Annotated in this window: 17 protein-coding genes and 2 tRNA genes; all 19 read left to right on the plus strand. The window is 48.5% G+C overall.

The annotated features are described in order from the left end of the window. The first annotated feature begins 7 nt into the window (after window positions 1-7). The 19 genes from ITJ88_RS16065 (at window position 8) to lysS (ending at window position 15,704) form a co-directional block, all read left to right on the plus strand. A complete protein-coding gene (locus ITJ88_RS16065; RefSeq protein WP_023466557.1) occupies window positions 8-385 on the plus strand; it encodes an FtsB family cell division protein in 378 nt (125 codons plus the stop codon). An 83-nt stretch (window positions 386-468) separates the two neighbouring features. Then, on the plus strand, window positions 469-984 hold the full coding sequence (locus ITJ88_RS16070) for a S1 domain-containing RNA-binding protein (protein ID WP_023466558.1): 516 nt from the start codon (window positions 469-471) through the stop codon (window positions 982-984). A gap of 153 nt (window positions 985-1,137) precedes the next feature. Beyond that, a tRNA-Met gene (locus ITJ88_RS16075) sits at window positions 1,138-1,214 on the plus strand. A 9-nt stretch (window positions 1,215-1,223) separates the two neighbouring features. Continuing rightward, window positions 1,224-1,295, plus strand: a tRNA-Glu gene (locus tag ITJ88_RS16080). A 69-nt stretch (window positions 1,296-1,364) separates the two neighbouring features. Next, window positions 1,365-2,597 (plus strand): tRNA lysidine(34) synthetase TilS, encoded by a 1,233-nt coding sequence (gene tilS / locus ITJ88_RS16085; protein ID WP_195866269.1) that lies wholly within the window; start codon window positions 1,365-1,367, stop codon window positions 2,595-2,597. 33 nt (window positions 2,598-2,630) lie between these two features. Then, window positions 2,631-3,176 carry a hypoxanthine phosphoribosyltransferase gene (gene hpt, locus ITJ88_RS16090; protein ID WP_023466560.1) on the plus strand — a complete coding sequence of 182 codons (546 nt, stop codon included), beginning with the start codon at window positions 2,631-2,633 and terminating at the stop codon, window positions 3,174-3,176. Window positions 3,177-3,296: 120 nt separating this feature from the next. Next, window positions 3,297-5,300, plus strand: a complete 2,004-nt coding sequence (gene ftsH / locus ITJ88_RS16095) for an ATP-dependent zinc metalloprotease FtsH (protein ID WP_195866270.1) — start codon at window positions 3,297-3,299, stop codon at window positions 5,298-5,300. A gap of 180 nt (window positions 5,301-5,480) precedes the next feature. Then, on the plus strand, window positions 5,481-6,242 hold the full coding sequence (locus ITJ88_RS16100; RefSeq protein ID WP_029343061.1) for a type III pantothenate kinase: 762 nt from the start codon (window positions 5,481-5,483) through the stop codon (window positions 6,240-6,242). Window positions 6,243-6,252: 10 nt separating this feature from the next. Beyond that, window positions 6,253-7,176, plus strand: coding sequence for an Hsp33 family molecular chaperone HslO (hslO, locus tag ITJ88_RS16105; RefSeq protein ID WP_023466563.1), 924 nt, complete (start codon window positions 6,253-6,255; stop codon window positions 7,174-7,176). A 12-nt stretch (window positions 7,177-7,188) separates the two neighbouring features. Next, entirely contained in the window at window positions 7,189-7,500 is a 312-nt protein-coding gene (locus ITJ88_RS16110; protein ID WP_023466564.1) for a SurA N-terminal domain-containing protein, read from the plus strand. 80 nt (window positions 7,501-7,580) lie between these two features. Then, entirely contained in the window at window positions 7,581-8,525 is a 945-nt protein-coding gene (gene cysK / locus ITJ88_RS16115) for a cysteine synthase A (RefSeq protein WP_195866271.1), read from the plus strand. Between the two features lie 87 nt (window positions 8,526-8,612). Further along, entirely contained in the window at window positions 8,613-9,998 is a 1,386-nt protein-coding gene (locus ITJ88_RS16120; protein WP_195866272.1) for an anthranilate synthase component I family protein, read from the plus strand. Next, window positions 9,995-10,576, plus strand: coding sequence for an anthranilate synthase component II (locus ITJ88_RS16125; RefSeq protein ID WP_029343065.1), 582 nt, complete (start codon window positions 9,995-9,997; stop codon window positions 10,574-10,576). The genes ITJ88_RS16120 and ITJ88_RS16125 overlap by 4 nt, the downstream gene beginning before the upstream one ends. Further along, window positions 10,560-11,399, plus strand: coding sequence for an aminotransferase class IV (locus ITJ88_RS16130; RefSeq protein ID WP_195866273.1), 840 nt, complete (start codon window positions 10,560-10,562; stop codon window positions 11,397-11,399). Before ITJ88_RS16125 ends, ITJ88_RS16130 begins: the two co-directional genes overlap by 17 nt. Next, complete coding sequence (folP, locus tag ITJ88_RS16135) at window positions 11,396-12,181, plus strand: dihydropteroate synthase (RefSeq protein ID WP_195866274.1); 786 nt, start codon at window positions 11,396-11,398, stop codon at window positions 12,179-12,181. The genes ITJ88_RS16130 and folP overlap by 4 nt, the downstream gene beginning before the upstream one ends. Window positions 12,182-12,183: 2 nt before the next feature. After that, window positions 12,184-12,555, plus strand: a complete 372-nt coding sequence (folB, locus tag ITJ88_RS16140) for a dihydroneopterin aldolase (RefSeq protein WP_023466572.1) — start codon at window positions 12,184-12,186, stop codon at window positions 12,553-12,555. After that, window positions 12,552-13,067: a 2-amino-4-hydroxy-6-hydroxymethyldihydropteridine diphosphokinase gene (gene folK / locus ITJ88_RS16145; RefSeq protein WP_195866275.1), complete on the plus strand. Its 516-nt coding sequence runs from the start codon at window positions 12,552-12,554 to the stop codon at window positions 13,065-13,067. The genes folB and folK overlap by 4 nt, the downstream gene beginning before the upstream one ends. After that, complete coding sequence (gene dusB / locus ITJ88_RS16150) at window positions 13,067-14,059, plus strand: tRNA dihydrouridine synthase DusB (RefSeq protein WP_195866276.1); 993 nt, start codon at window positions 13,067-13,069, stop codon at window positions 14,057-14,059. Before folK ends, dusB begins: the two co-directional genes overlap by 1 nt. A gap of 163 nt (window positions 14,060-14,222) precedes the next feature. Next, window positions 14,223-15,704 carry a lysine--tRNA ligase gene (gene lysS / locus ITJ88_RS16155; RefSeq protein WP_087682563.1) on the plus strand — a complete coding sequence of 494 codons (1,482 nt, stop codon included), beginning with the start codon at window positions 14,223-14,225 and terminating at the stop codon, window positions 15,702-15,704. Window positions 15,705-16,021: the final 317 nt, after the last annotated feature.

The following is a 16,021-nucleotide window of genomic DNA, read 5'->3' on the forward strand; positions in this document are numbered from 1 at the left end:
GGATGATATGCCAACACCGCTCGAATCAGGGCGTCCAGCGCCAAAGATCAAGCCGCTCAATGACCGTAAGAAGCAGTTGAGTCAGAATGCCATCGAAAATCGTCGACGTCTCAAGAATCGCTTTTTCTTGTGTCTGACCGTCTTTTTGCTCATCTTTTCCCTCATGGGGTGGTCATACATGGAAAAACGGCAATTGATCGCTGAACAAAAGCAGTCGTTTCAAGTCGCCGAACAAGAGCAGACGAAAGCAAAAAAAGAGACCGCCCGTCTGAAGGAAGAAATCAATCGCCTCAATGATAAAGAGTATGTAGCGAACTTAGCTCGAAGCGAGTTGCTCTATTCGAAAAAAGGGGAAACGATCTTCTACTTTTCACCGGAAGACTAATTGAAGGTTGCCGATTGATTGAAAAAAGAATGAATCACTCGTATAATAAGAAACGAATCAACTAAAAAGGAGCAATACAATTTATGTCGATTGAAGTAGGCAGCAAAGTGCAAGGGAAAGTAACAGGCATCACGAATTTCGGAGCGTTCGTTGAGTTACCAACAGGGAAAACTGGTCTTGTTCACATCAGTGAAGTGGCAGATTCTTACGTTAAAGACATCAATGATGTGTTGACGGTTGGTCAAGAAATCACCGTCAAAGTCTTAAGTGTTGAAAACGATGGTAAGATCGGTCTTTCCATCAAAAAAGCCGTCGATCGTCCAGAAGGCGAACGCCCTCGTCCTGCACGTCAGTTCGACCGTGGACCGCGTCCAGCAGGACAAGATCGTGGACCACGTTCGTTCGATAACAAAGGACCACGTGGAGGCGGTAACCGTGGAGGCTTCAACAAAGGCGGCCGTGGTACACCACCACCGCGCAAAGAACAATCGTTCGATACGCTGATGTCTAGTTTCCTGAAAGATAGTGAAGATCGTCTTGCTACATTGAAACGTCAAACGGATTCAAAACGTGGCGGACGCGGCGCAAAACGTCAATAACTTGCTGACCTGTTCTTTATAAGAATAGAGATGGAATGACGCCGCTCATTCCATCTTTTATTTTTTTGAAATTATTTTTAGAAAAAGCGTTGACTTTCATTTGACCTGCCCGTATTATAGAAAATGTGCTTAAGACGCACGAGTTAAAAATATGGCGGTGTAGCTCAGCTGGCTAGAGCGTACGGTTCATACCCGTGAGGTCGTGGGTTCGACTCCCTCCGCCGCTACCATATTTTTTTGGCCCGTTGGTCAAGCGGTTAAGACACCGCCCTTTCACGGCGGTAACACGGGTTCGAATCCCGTACGGGTCATTCTCAAAAGCTATCTCTATTATATAGAGATAGCTTTTTTTAGGTTTTAACGGAAAGGGGGAAATCGTTATGGAAGGTGTGCCGTTCGAACCACTTTTAGTAGGTGTGTCGGGAGGTTGTGATTCGATGGTACTCGTTGATCGGTTGTACAAAGAGGGCTACGATATCGCGATTGCGCATGTACATCATGGATTACGAGAAGCATCCGACGAAGAAGCGCGCTTTATTAAGGAGTGGGCAACGTCCCGAAAGATATCCTTTTTCATGACACGTTTAGACTGGACCGGACGTACGAGCTCTCAAGCAGCTTGTCGCGAAGAGAGATATGCGTTTTTTGAACGAATCATGGAAGAGACCGGGCGCTCGCGTCTGATTCTCGCTCATCATCAAGACGATCAAATCGAGACGCTGCTCATTCAGCTCATTCGTGGAGAAGCGCAAGTTGATGGTATTCCCGTCGTTCGTCCGTTTGGTAACGGTTGGTTGCATCGACCGTTGCTACATGAATCGAAGCAAATGTTGCTTGAGTATGCGTTGCAACATGAAGTCCCGTGGAGAGAAGATGCGTCAAATGCAGAAACTACTTATTTGCGCAATCAAATCCGGCATACGATTGTTCCGCCACTCCGAGAAATTCGTCCGGAGTTTGAACAAGCAACAGCAGCGGCAGCACATGCGCGACAGCAAATCATGCGTGAGCAGGCGACATTCGTCGCGACGTATCTCGACCGGTGTAAGGAGGCGAACGGAGTTCCGATCGCACGGATTTTAGAATTACCGACGGATTTACAGCGGCTTGTCTTGCCGACACTAACAGGAGAAACGTTTTCTTCAGAAACGATTCGTCACTTTGTTACATGGCTTCGGGTGGATAAGGGCTCGGACGAAGTGTATTATGGAAACTGGAGGATGCGACGTGCATATGGCTTTTTGATGCAGGATCGTGTGATACGGTCAATGAATGACGATTTATCGTTTCAAGTAGGGGAGAATTTGGGAACGTATCATTATGGTGAACAAATGGTTCGCTTCTCAATCGGAAACCAAGGTATCCCGCTGGACGCGATTGCGTTCCCATTGACGGTGCGTCCGCCACGTCCAGGAGATCGGATTCAGCTTGCTGTAGGTTCGAAAAAAGTCAGTCGAATTCTGATTGATGCTAAGGTTCCGCGTTATCTCCGGGAGCAGGTTCCGGTCGTCGTCGATGCAAATGGAGTGATTTTAGCCGTCATTGGACATCGAATTGCAATATTCGGGTCATTTGAACTCCTCGCAAAATCTTATTTAATGATAGAATGGTAATGTAGTGTTTATTATGGAGGAGGAATACCTAGCATGACCTTGATGAACGATATGGAAAAAGTACTGATTTCAGAAGAAGAGATCCAAAATAAAGTGGGCGAACTCGCCGGCGAATTGACAGCGGATTATCACGATCGTTTTCCGTTGCTTGTGTGTGTCTTAAAAGGCGCAATGCCGTTCATGTCTGATCTTGTGAAAAAGATGGATATGCACCTTGAAATGGACTTCATGGACGTTTCAACGTATCACGGTGGGACAACATCAACAGGTGAAGTCAAGATTGAAAAAGATTTGAACACATCGGTAGAAGGACGCGACATCTTGATTGTCGAAGATATCATCGACAGCGGATTAACGCTTGGCTACCTCGTCGACCTCTTCAAGTACCGGAAAGCGAAGTCCGTTAAGATCGTGACGTTGCTCGACAAACCAACAGGACGGAAGAATGACTTGCACGCAGATTACAGCGGCTTCGTCATTCCACACGAATTCGTCGTCGGTTATGGTCTGGATTACGAAGAGAAATACCGTAACCTTCCGTATGTAGGTGTCTTGAAACCTGCAGTCTACGGCGGCTAATTATTTTTAATCTCGTCTGTCCCATGATAAGATGAAACCAATTACAAAGCGCGCCCTGTCGCGCCAGGATTCGTATTCATCCACTAGAAAAACGAGATGGATGCGGAGAGGAGGCATAAGATGAACCGAGCAGTGAAGAATACCCTCGTGTTTGGGGTCATTTTTCTAGCTTTGATCTTGTTTCTGCAATACTTGCAGAGTCCAGTGAACAAAAGCAAAGAAATCAATTACACACAGTTTGTCGAGTCTGTTGAAAAAGGTGAAATCAAGACGGCTACCTTCCAATATGAAGGGCAGACGTATAATGTGACAGGAGATTTGCGTGAAAAAGATTCAACGTATGAGACGGTCGTACCGGCTGTTGATACGGAACTAACGGATCTCTATACGCAACTCAGAAGCCAAGGAGTCAAATTGGACTTTAAGGCAGCAGAAACGAATGGTGGTTGGATCGCGTTACTGACGACGATCGTTCCATTCATCATCATCTTCATCCTCTTCTTCTTCTTGATTAATCAAGCACAAGGTGGCGGTGGTGGCGGTCGCGTCATGAACTTCGGGAAATCGAAGGCACGCCTCTATGATACAGAGAAGAAAAAGATTACGTTTGATGATGTAGCCGGTGCAGACGAAGAGAAACAAGAACTCGTCGAAGTCGTTGAATTCTTGAAAGATCCGCGTAAATTCGCGAAGCTCGGTGCCCGTATTCCGAAAGGGGTCCTCCTCGTAGGTCCTCCAGGTACAGGTAAAACGTTGCTCGCACGTGCCGCAGCTGGTGAAGCTGGCGTACCATTCTTCTCGATTTCAGGTTCTGACTTCGTTGAGATGTTCGTCGGTGTCGGGGCATCACGTGTCCGTGACTTGTTCGAAAACGCAAAGAAAAATGCACCATGTATCATCTTCATCGATGAAATCGATGCTGTTGGTCGTCAACGGGGCGCAGGTCTCGGTGGTGGACACGATGAGCGTGAGCAGACATTGAACCAACTTCTCGTCGAGATGGATGGATTCAGTGAAAACGAAGGCATCATCATGATCGCAGCAACGAACCGTGCTGATATTCTTGACCCAGCCTTACTCCGTCCAGGTCGTTTTGACCGTCAAATCACGGTTGATCGTCCAGATGTCATCGGTCGTGAAGCAGTCTTGAAAGTTCACGCGCGGAACAAACCGCTTGATTCAACGGTTGATTTGAAAGCCATCGCACAACGAACACCTGGATTCTCAGGTGCGGATCTTGAAAACCTTCTAAACGAAGCAGCACTTGTTGCCGCTCGGGCAGATCGTGATAAAGTCTCAATCGTTGACCTCGAAGAAGCGATTGACCGCGTCATTGCTGGACCAGCGAAGAAGAGCCGGATCATCTCGCCGAAAGAGAAAAAGATCGTCGCATGGCACGAAGCTGGACATACGATCATCGGTGTCACGCTCGACGATGCGGATGAAGTACACAAGGTAACGATCGTTCCTCGCGGAAACGCGGGCGGATATGTCGTCATGTTGCCAAAAGAAGATCGTTACTTCATGACGAAGCCGGAACTCGAAGATAAGATTACTGGATTGCTCGGTGGTCGCGTCGCAGAGGACATCGTCTTCGGAGAAGTCTCGACTGGGGCAAGCAATGACTTCCAGCGTGCGACAGGTCTTGCACGGAAAATGGTCATGGAGTTCGGGATGAGTGAAAAACTCGGACCACTTCAATTCGGATCAGGTCAAAGCGGTAACGTCTTCCTCGGCCGTGATTTCCAAAACGAACAGAATTACTCGGATGCAATCGCACACGAGATCGATACGGAAATCCAAGCGATCATCAACCGCTGTTACCAAAAAGCGAAAGATATCCTGACTGAGAAGCGCGATCAGCTCGACTTGATTGCAACGACGTTGCTTGAAGTCGAAACACTCGATCAAAAACAAATTCACCATCTCCTAGAGACAGGCGAATACAAAAAACATGAACCAGAAGCAACGACTCCAAAAGCAGAAGAGAAAGCACCGGAATCGACAGATGCAACTGTTGATCAACCGACAGAGTCTCCAACGCAAATGGGTTCAGTCGTTGACGAAGGGAAAAATGTAGATACGGATACACCAGATACGCCGCGTCGCGACGATCAAGTGTAAACGGATGGAACGGATTCGATTGATATCGAATCCGTTCTTTTTTGTGGCAGACCGAGCGAATACACATCGGTAGGTGTGACCATACGAGCATGGTATAATCACAACGTATATAGTTCCGATCGTGAAACAACGGAATACAATAGAAGCATGAAAATTGAGAAGAAGCGGGGAAATAAGCAAATGATTTTAGTCATCGATGTCGGAAATACGAATATCGTCTTAGGTGTCTATCAAGGACAAGAGTTGATTGAGCATTGGCGGATTGCGACAGACCGGACACGGACTACGGACGAATACGGTATGCTTGTCAAAGCGTTGTTCCGTGACGCAGAGCTAAACGTGGAAGAAATCGAGGGAATCGTGTTATCATCTGTCGTACCCCCCGTCGTGTTTCCACTAGAAAATATGTGTGTGCGTTACTTTAAACGCCGTCCGTTCTTGATTGGACCAGGAATCAAGACAGGACTTGATTTAAAAGTCGATAATCCACGAGAAGTGGGAGCCGATCGAATCGTCAACGCAGTAGCGGCGACGGCGAAATACGAGGGACCGATGATCATCGTCGATTTCGGAACAGCGACGACGTATTGTTACATCGATGCACAAAAACGGTACTACGGCGGCATCATCTCACCCGGTGTGATGGTTGCAACCGAGGCACTCTATAATAAGGCAGCAAAATTACCGCGAATCGAAATCGCGAAACCGCAGTCAGCCATCGGAAGGAATACGATCCATGCGATGCAGTCGGGGACCTATTTCGGATATGTGGCACAGGTGGACGGACTCGTTCACCGGATGAAAGAAGAAATGGGAGAAGCGAAGGTCATTGCGACCGGCGGCTTAGCCCGATTAATCAGCGAGGAATCCACGATGATTGAGGTCGTCGATCCATTCTTGACGTTAGATGGATTACGGATTATCTACGAACGAAATAAGTGAGGGAATCAAGATGAAACGTGAAGAATTATTAGCACAATTAAAAGACGACTATTTAGTACGGGCGTTAGGCTTCAATGGAGAAGTCCGTGCGTTTGCGATCCGTTCGACGAAGACGGTCTATGAAGCACAACTGCGCCACCAGACGACACCTGTCGTCACAGCAGCGCTCGGTCGGACACTGACGATCGGTGCAATGATGGGTACGATGCAAAAAGGCGATACACGTGTCACATTAAAAGTCGAAGGCGATGGACCGATTGGGAAAATCATCGTCGATGCCGACGCAAAAGGTGTCGTACGTGGATATGTGAGTCGTCCCCGCGTCGAGATGGATACGTATGTCAATGCAGATGGTCTGACGAAACTAAAAGTCGGTGAAGCGGTCGGTCGCGGAAACATCTCTGTCATCAAAGACCTCGGGTTGCGTGACTTCGTCGGTGGTCAATCGCCGATTCAAACAGGTGAGATCAGCGAAGACTTCACGTATTACTTCGCTGTATCGGAACAAAGCCCATCGGTCGTTGGGGCTGGCGTTCTCGTTTATCCAGAAGACGAATCAGTCATTGCAGCAGGTGGCTTGATCGTTCAATTGATGCCAGGTGCATCGGAAGAGACGATTGCAGCACTCGAAAAACGTGTTGGAGCCCTAAAACCGATCTCGATTCTCGTCGGTGAGGAAAAAACACCGGAAGAAATGTTAGAACTCGTTCTCGGTGACTATGAACATCTTGATACGATTCCAGTATCATTCGAATGTACGTGTGACCGTGACAAATTAGCGACAGCGATCATCGCTCTTGGACCAGATGAGATTCAAGCGATGATTGATGAAGATGGTGGTGCGGAAGCTGTTTGTCACTTCTGTTCAGAACATTATCACTATGATGTTCCGGAATTAGAGGAACTTCGCGAAAAATCACTCGAAAGAGCATAAGAGGGATCGAATATGGGGAATGTACAACCTAAGTACTTGTGGATGTTGATCTTCATCTTAATGTTGACGAATTTCATGACCGGTGCTTACGCCTTCATGGGTGAGCTCCCGAAGGTCGATTCTCCTAAAATCGTTCAAGACAGCATCGGTGGTCCGCTCGAGGATGTCGTCGCCGAAGTCGGTGATGAGAAAATCACGCGCGCGATGGTCTATCAGACGATGCGAACGGAACAGGAAAAACAGACGATTGATCGTTTGATTCAAGAAGCGGTCGAACGCCAGACGAAGGATGGAAAAAAGCCGGAAGTCAAACGCTTTGATTGACAGATTTCATCCAATCCGCTGATAATTAGTTTATCGGATTACTTGGAATTCAAGCGGTTCACTAATGAGGAGGAATGGTCATGCGTATTGCGAATTCAGTATTAGATTTAGTCGGTCGGACACCGATCGTCAAGTTACATCATCTAACGGGTCCTGAGGATGCAGATGTGTATCTGAAATTGGAGTACATGAACCCTGGATCAAGCGTAAAAGACCGGATCGCGCTATCCATGATTGAGGCCGCAGAAGAAGCGGGTCAACTGAAAGAAGGAGACACGATCATCGAGCCGACGAGTGGAAACACAGGAATCGGACTAGCGATGGTCGCTTCGGCGAAAGGATACCGCGCCATCCTCGTCATGCCGGAAACGATGAGCATGGAGCGCCGGACGTTGCTTCGCGCCTATGGTGCGGAATTGATTCTGACGCCAGGTCCTGAAGGGATGAAGGGTGCGATCGCTCGCGCGACAGCGGAAGCAGAAGAACACGGTTACTTCATGCCGCAACAATTTAACAACGGTGCCAATCCAGTCGTCCATGAAAAAACGACAGGTCCTGAAATCGTCGAAGCGTTCGAAGGCATGCAACTCGATGCGTTCATTGCGGGAATCGGAACAGGTGGAACGATCACCGGTGCTGGTAAAGTGTTACGCGATGCTTTCCAAGGGATTGAGATCATTGCCGTCGAACCAACAGATTCACCGGTCTTATCAGGTGGTAAGCCGGGACCACACAAACTGCAAGGCATCGGTGCTGGATTCGTACCGTCGATTCTCGATACAGACATTTATGATGGTGTCGAGCAAATCACGACGGAAGAAGCATTCGATCACGCTCGCCGAGCAGCGAAGACGAATGGTGTCTTAGGCGGTATCTCATCAGGTGCTGCGATCGCCGCAGCGCTCAAGACAGCGAAACGTCTCGGTAAAGGGAAAAACGTGCTCGCGATCATTCCTTCGAATGGGGAGCGGTACTTAAGTACACCGCTGTATCAAGTCGAGGAAGAAGCAGACCAATCGAAGTAATCAACTATACGTACACGGAAGTCATTCGGCTTCCGTGTACTTTTTTGCGTATAATGAGAGCAGAATAGTGTGAAGTGGGGGACGCGTATGCGACAGACGAAGTTTAAAGCAGTACCATGGACGAAAGAACAATTTTACAATCGATATGTTGAACAGACGAATGGCACAACGGGACACGTCTGGCTCGAAAGCGGACGAATCGGGCGGTATACGATGGCGGCGACTCGTCCTGTCGGATACGTCCGGACAAAGGACGGAACGACGACGATTGAGACAGATGGAAAAGTCGAGACATCGACGGCGAATCCGTTTGATGTACTCGAACGACTTCGCGTCGACCGTGAATCAGTCCGACCGGATGGTATGCCACCATTCTTTGGTGGATTTGCCGGATACGTCAGTTATGATGCCGTCCGTTATTTAGAAAAACTACCGGAACGAGCGATGGATGATTTGCAAACGCCGGAGCTGTCATTTTACTGGTACGATGAAGTCGCCGTGTTTGACGAGGAAACGAAGCAGTTGTTCATTGCCGTGACACGAGACACGGCAGAAGAAGCAGAGCGAGTTCTTGAAACGGAAGTCGCGCGTTGGTGCATCGAGACGGGTGCACCTCAATTTACAGCGACCGGTTCGTCCGGTGAGCGGGAACGGGCTTTCGGGCAGGAAGCGTTCATGACAGCGGCACACCGGATTAAATCGTATATTGAGGACGGTGACGTTTTCCAAGTTAATTTGTCCGTACGTCAACAAGAGCCGCTTGGGACGACAGCGGAACATTTGTATGATGTATTACGACAAGTCAATCCTTCTCCATACATGGGTTACTTTGCGGATGAAGATTTAACACTCGTGTCCGCCTCACCCGAGTTGCTCGTCGAAAAAATCGGCGATGCATTAGCGACACGTCCGATTGCCGGAACACGGCCGCGCGGGAAGGATGAAGCGGAGGATTTACGACTTGCGAAAACCTTACTCGATAATGAAAAAGAACGGGCAGAGCATGTGATGCTCGTTGATTTAGAGCGGAATGATTTAGGTCGCGTCAGTCGTTATGGTACGGTTCATGTCGATGAGCTGATGGTGATCGAGAAATACTCGCACGTACAACACATCGTCTCAAACGTCAGAGGGGAAGTAGCTCCGGAACACTCGGGGAGTCAGGTGCTTGCTGCGATGTTCCCAGGTGGTACGATCACTGGCGCACCAAAAATCCGGACGATGGAAATCATTGAAGAACTGGAACCGGTCCGGCGCGGCATCTATACTGGGTCGCTTGGTTTCATCAGTTGGGCGGATGATGCCATTTTCAACATCTTGATCCGGACACTCGTCGCAAAAGACGGGATGGCATATGTCCAAGCAGGTGCTGGAGTCGTTACGGACTCGGACGCAGCACGTGAATACGAAGAGTCACTTAGTAAAGCAAAAGCGTTATGGGTGACAAAAGAAACAGCGGAGGGAACGCAATGATTGTATTGATTGATAACTATGATTCCTTTACGTATAACTTAGTCCAATATTTCGGTGAACTCGGACAAGACATCCGGGTATTTCGCAACGACGCGATCACGCTTGCGGAAATCGAAGCATTGCAACCGGATCATCTGGTCATCTCACCGGGCCCCTGTACACCGAATGAAGCGGGGATCAGTCTAGAAGCGATTGCTTATTTTGCTGGGAAGGTACCGATACTAGGGGTCTGCTTAGGTCATCAAGCGATTGGGCAAGTATTCGGTGGTAAAGTCGTCCGCGCGAAGGAATTGATGCACGGAAAAGTCTCGCCACTGACGCATGACGGACAAGGCATCTTTGAACGGATCCCACAAGCGACGCCGGTGACACGTTATCACTCGCTCGTCGTTGAACGCGAGACATTCCCGGAAGTGCTCGAAGTGACGGCGGAAGCCGGTGGAGAGATCATGGCACTCCGTCACCGGACGTTGCCGATTCTCGGTGTCCAGTTCCATCCGGAAGCGATTTTGACGCGAGACGGGAAGCAGATGTTAAAAAATTTCTTGGAGTTGACGCATTATGTATCTCTGGCATGACGGAACCATTAAACGAGAAGAAGAAGTACGCATCTCCCCGCTCGATCACGGATTCGTCTACGGGATGGGTGTATTCGAGACGTTTCGGACATATAACGGACATCCGTTTTTGTTCGATGATCATATTGAACGCTTACGGATGAGTTGTGTCGCACTCGGAATCCAGCTAGCATATGATCGGGAAGTCTTACGGCAAGCGATCCAAGATTTATATGCAGCATATGGGGCGAACGATTTATACATTCGGTTGAACGTCTCGGCTGGTCCACGCGAGATCGGGTTATCAATCGATCCTTACGACACGCCGACCGTGTTGATCTATGCGAAACCAATCGCTCCGCGAAAACGGGCGGAACGTGCACTCGAGACGATTCGTTTACCGCGCAGTACGCCGGAGACGACTTACCGCTTGAAGTCACATCATTACATGAACAATCTAGTGGCGAAACGACAATTGTTCAATCCAGAAGCAGAAGGGCTGTTTTTAACGAAGGAAGGTCATGTCTGTGAGGGCATTACGTCAAACATCTTTTGGCGTTACGGAAGTACATGGTATACGTCACCGCTTGAAACCGGTGCACTGAACGGGATTACCCGTCAGTTTCTCATGCAACATGTACCGGTCGAAGAACGCTTGGCTTATTTACCGCAGCTCGAAGAAGCAGATGAGATCATCTATACGAATTCCGTTCAGGAAGCGGTCGCGATTTCGTCACTTGACGGACGCCCTTTCCCTGGAATCAACGGAACAGGATATGCACAAATCATGACGCTGTTCGATCAATCCGTCGAACAGGTGACGACAAGGAGGGAACAACGATGACTTACATCATGGGTATCTTGAACGTGACACCGGACTCCTTTTCAGACGGTGGACAATATGTCGATGTCGAACAAGCGATGCGGCAAGCGCGTCAGCTCGTTGCGGACGGAGCAGATGCGATTGATGTCGGTGGAGAGTCGACACGACCGGGTGCAGCATTCGTACCAGTCGAAGAAGAACTCGCTCGTGTTTTACCGATCATTAAGCGCATCAAACGAGAGCTGAACGTCCTCGTGTCGATCGATACGTACAAACCAGTCGTCGCAAAAGCTGCTATTGAAGCGGGAGCGGACATCATCAACGATGTTTGGGGCTCGAAGTGGGGCGATCGTTCGATGGTCAACGTTGCTGCGCAGTATAAAGTACCCATCATTTTGATGCATAACCGGGAGACGGCGCATGGGACAGATATGCTGGCAGAAGTCCGGGCTGACCTTGAGGAATCCATTCGGTTAGCAAAACAGGCAGGCGTAGCGGAAGAGCACATTTGGCTCGATCCGGGAATTGGATTCATGAAGACGCATGAAGAGAACTTGTACCTGATGCGTCATCTATCGATCGTAACGGACTTCGGGTATCCGGTTTTACTCGGGACGTCCCGTAAATCGATGATCGGACTCGCGCTCGGATTACCGACGGAAGAACGACTCGAGGGGACGATTGCGACGGTGTGTTACGGGATTCAACAAGGATGTGACTGGATGCGTGTGCATGACGTCAAAGAAGTCAAACGGGCAGCGCAGATGATGGACATCATGTTGGCTGCGACGAAGGGGGAATAACGATGGATCGAATTCATGTAACAGGCATGCGTTTTTATGGATATCACGGTGTATTCGCAGAAGAGACGAAACTCGGTCAACGCTTTAATGTCGACTTATCGATCGGACTTGCATTGGCAGAAGCCGGTCGGACGGATGACTTGACGAAAAGTGTCAATTACGCCGAATTGTATGAAGCAACGAAACGTGTCGTCGAAGGAGAACCGCTCCAACTCGTCGAAGCCTTGGCGGATCGTATTGCAAAAGCAGTTTTTGCGTTAGACGAACGAATTCAAGAAGCGTCGATCAAGGTCATCAAACCAGATCCGCCGATTGCCGGTCATTATGAACATGTGGCGGTCGAGATCAATCGCCTTCGGGAGGATTATGCATGAAGCAAGCTTACATTGCACTCGGCTCGAACATCGGCGATAAGGCGGCTCACTTAAGAGGAGCGATTGCTCGCCTGAGAGCGTTACCGTCCGTTCATGACGTAAAGACCTCTTCCATTTATGAGACGGTACCTGTCGGGTATCTCGAGCAGGATTTATTCTATAATATGGTCGTCGCAATCCAAACGACGGATGAGGCAGAGGTCTTGCTTGGACGACTGCAGGCAATCGAACAGCTAGAAGGGCGCGAGCGTCTGTTCAAAAATGGACCACGGACGCTTGACTTAGATATTTTGCTGTATGAGGAAGAACGCATTGATCTCGAAGGATTAACCGTTCCGCATCCGCGGATGCAAGAGCGGGCATTCGTCCTCGCACCATTACGTGAACTTGCAGCAACATGCGTCATACCCGGTCTTGGACAAAGTGTCGAGCAGTTGTATCAGCAGTTACCGGAGACAGAACGAAACGGTGTACGACGGTTAGGTGGGCTTTTAGAAGCGGAGGAACAATAATGGAATTTCACATTGGTGATGTCAAACTGAAGAATCAAGTCATCTTGGCACCGATGGCAGGCGTCTGTAATCCGGCGTTTCGGTTAATTGCAAAGGAATTCGGTGCGGGACTCGTCTGTGCGGAGATGGTCAGCGATAAAGGGATCTTGTACGAGAACGAACGAACGCTTCAGATGCTGTACGTGGATGAACGGGAAAAACCGCTCAGCCTTCAAATCTATGGCGGTTCAAAAGAGACACTCGTTCAAGCGGCACGATATGTCGAAGCGAACACGAATGCCGATATCATTGACATCAACATGGGCTGTCCCGTCCCGAAAGTCACGAAAAGCGATGCTGGAGCGAAATGGTTGCTTGATCCGGATAAGGTATACGAGATGGTTCATGCGGTGACGCAAGCGATCGATAAACCGGTAACGGTCAAGATGCGGACCGGCTGGGACAGTCATCACATCTATTGTGTTGATAATGTCAAAGCGGCAGAAGCGGGCGGTGCGAAAGCCGTTGCCATCCACGGACGGACGCGTTCGCAAAAGTATGAAGGGGTCGCAGACTGGAACATCATTGGCGAAGCGAAAAAAGCGGTCAACATCCCGATCATCGGAAATGGAGATGTTCAGACTCCGCAAGATGCAAAACGGATGATTGATGAGATCGGCGTCGACGGTGTCATGATCGGACGGGCCGCTCTCGGAAACCCGTGGATGTTGTATCAGACGATCCAGTACCTCGAATCAGGAACGCTTCCGGCAGAACCGACGGCGCGTGAGAAGATTGATATCTGTCTCTTACACGCCACACGACTAGTCGCGCTAAAGGGAGAAGAACTTGCCGTACGCGAAATGCGGACACATGTCGCCTGGTATTTGAAAGGAATGAAGGGGAACGGCCGCGTTCGCAATGCCTTATTCAATATCGACACACACGCGGGACTCGTTGAACTGCTACAGCAGTACTTGCAGACACTCGAAGAAGACGTAGCATATGCCTAACAGGTAAAGTATAGTCGGACAGAGTCGTTTTGTGGTACGCTAGTTGCATTGAAGATGAGCGTATCGGTTTTCTAAAAAGGGCTGTCGGTCATTCCGGCAGCTTTTTATTCGAGAGAATCGTCGTGAACCATTATTAAAAGGAGTGAAGACAGTGAGTCAGGATATGGAAATGAACGATCAAATGCAGGTGCGTCTCGGTAAGATGAACGCCATGCGTGAACAAGGTCTCGATCCATTCGGCGCACGTTTTGAACGTTCGACGGATACCGCGAGCATTCGTGCATCGTTTGGTGAACATACAAAAGAAGAGTTGGCTGAACTGAAACCGGAAGTTGCCATCGCGGGTCGTGTCATGACAACACGTCGTAAAGGGAAGGTTGGCTTTACGAACGTTCAGGATGTACAAGGTCAAATTCAGTTGTATGTCCGTAAAGATGATGTTGGTGAAGAGGCGTATGAGATCTATAAGACATGTGACTTAGGTGACATCGTCGGGATCCAAGGATACGTGTTCAAAACGAATGTTGGTGAACTCTCTGTTCACGTCACAGCATTTACGTTATTAACAAAAGCATTACGTCCGCTTCCGGATAAATATCACGGATTAAAAGATATCGAGCAACGTTACCGTCAGCGTTACCTCGACCTCATTACGAACCAAGAATCACGTGAGACATTCATCGCGCGGAGTAAAGTCATTCGTGGAATTCGTCAATATCTCGATAACCTCGGATACTTGGAAGTCGAAACACCAATGTTGCACACGATTGCGGGTGGAGCATCGGCTCGTCCGTTCATCACGCATCATAATGCACTCGACATGACGCTTTACATGCGGATTGCGATCGAGCTCCATTTGAAACGTTTGATCGTCGGTGGACTTGAGAAAGTCTACGAAATCGGTCGTGTGTTCCGTAATGAAGGAATCTCAACACGCCATAATCCAGAGTTTACGATGATCGAACTCTATGAAGCGTATGCGGATTATAAAGACATCATGAACTTAACAGAGAACCTGATCGCTCACGTCGCACAAGAAGTACTCGGTACGACACAAGTCACTTACGGAGAAGACGTCATCGATCTATCTGTCGGTTGGAAGCGGGCACACATGGTCGATCTCGTCAAAGAAGCGACAGGTGTCGACTTCTTTGAACAGATTTCAAACGAACGCGCCCTTGAACTAGCGCATGAACACGGTGTTGAGGTCCAGTCACACATGACGACGGGACATATCTTGAATGAGTTCTTTGAACAAAAAGTAGAAGAAACACTCGTTCAACCAACATTCGTCTATGGTCATCCTGTTGAAGTATCACCACTTGCGAAGAAAAATCCAGAAGATCCACGCTTTACGGATCGCTTTGAATTATTCATCGTCCGTCGTGAGCATGCGAATGCCTTTACGGAATTGAACGATCCAATCGATCAACGTGAACGTTTCGAAGCACAACTCGTCGAAAAAGAAGCAGGAAACGACGAAGCACATGAAATGGATACAGACTTCATTGAAGCACTCGAGTACGGTATGCCGCCAACAGGTGGTCTTGGAATCGGAATCGATCGTCTCGTCATGTTGTTGACGAATGCACCATCGATTCGTGATGTATTACTCTTCCCGACGATGCGTCACCAACAAAATTAATGAGTGGAGCTCCGTTCTTTCTATACTGTATAGAAGGAACGGAGCGTTCTTTTTGAAGTTAATTTAAGGATAAACGAGTCGAAAAACGGGTAAATAAAAGTTTTTAAATGTTTTTCTAATAAAATGCTTGTACGATTCAAAAAGCCATGGTATATTACTTCTTGTGCCGCGAATGGTCGTGACACACAAAAATAAATATCAAAAAAGTTGTTGACAATCGGGTTGATAACTTGTTAAGATATTAAAGTCGCTGAAAACGACACGACGAACTTTGAAAACTGAACGATGAGGCAAAAATCGTATTCTACGGAATACAA

Source organism: Exiguobacterium abrahamii, assembly GCF_015645365.1.
Lineage (GTDB): Bacteria > Bacillota > Bacilli > Exiguobacteriales > Exiguobacteriaceae > Exiguobacterium_A > Exiguobacterium_A abrahamii.

Bases quoted from the DNA above. Each gene is read 5' to 3' on its own strand.
- lysS (WP_087682563.1), top strand. From the start codon at position 14,223: ATGGAAATGAACGATCAAATGCAGGTGCGTCTCGGTAAGATGAACGCC.
- cysK (WP_195866271.1), top strand. From the start codon at position 7,581: ATGCGTATTGCGAATTCAGTATTAGATTTAGTCGGTCGGACACCGATC.
- dusB (WP_195866276.1), top strand. From the start codon at position 13,067: ATGGAATTTCACATTGGTGATGTCAAACTGAAGAATCAAGTCATCTTG.
- folP (WP_195866274.1), top strand. From the start codon at position 11,396: ATGACTTACATCATGGGTATCTTGAACGTGACACCGGACTCCTTTTCA.
- ITJ88_RS16130 (WP_195866273.1), top strand. From the start codon at position 10,560: ATGTATCTCTGGCATGACGGAACCATTAAACGAGAAGAAGAAGTACGC.
- hslO (WP_023466563.1), top strand. From the start codon at position 6,253: ATGAAACGTGAAGAATTATTAGCACAATTAAAAGACGACTATTTAGTA.
- ITJ88_RS16125 (WP_029343065.1), top strand. From the start codon at position 9,995: ATGATTGTATTGATTGATAACTATGATTCCTTTACGTATAACTTAGTC.
- folB (WP_023466572.1), top strand. From the start codon at position 12,184: ATGGATCGAATTCATGTAACAGGCATGCGTTTTTATGGATATCACGGT.
- ftsH (WP_195866270.1), top strand. From the start codon at position 3,297: ATGAACCGAGCAGTGAAGAATACCCTCGTGTTTGGGGTCATTTTTCTA.
- hpt (WP_023466560.1), top strand. From the start codon at position 2,631: ATGACCTTGATGAACGATATGGAAAAAGTACTGATTTCAGAAGAAGAG.
- ITJ88_RS16100 (WP_029343061.1), top strand. From the start codon at position 5,481: ATGATTTTAGTCATCGATGTCGGAAATACGAATATCGTCTTAGGTGTC.
- ITJ88_RS16110 (WP_023466564.1), top strand. From the start codon at position 7,189: ATGGGGAATGTACAACCTAAGTACTTGTGGATGTTGATCTTCATCTTA.
- ITJ88_RS16065 (WP_023466557.1), top strand. From the start codon at position 8: ATGCCAACACCGCTCGAATCAGGGCGTCCAGCGCCAAAGATCAAGCCG.
- ITJ88_RS16120 (WP_195866272.1), top strand. From the start codon at position 8,613: ATGCGACAGACGAAGTTTAAAGCAGTACCATGGACGAAAGAACAATTT.
- tilS (WP_195866269.1), top strand. From the start codon at position 1,365: ATGGAAGGTGTGCCGTTCGAACCACTTTTAGTAGGTGTGTCGGGAGGT.
- ITJ88_RS16070 (WP_023466558.1), top strand. From the start codon at position 469: ATGTCGATTGAAGTAGGCAGCAAAGTGCAAGGGAAAGTAACAGGCATC.
- folK (WP_195866275.1), top strand. From the start codon at position 12,552: ATGAAGCAAGCTTACATTGCACTCGGCTCGAACATCGGCGATAAGGCG.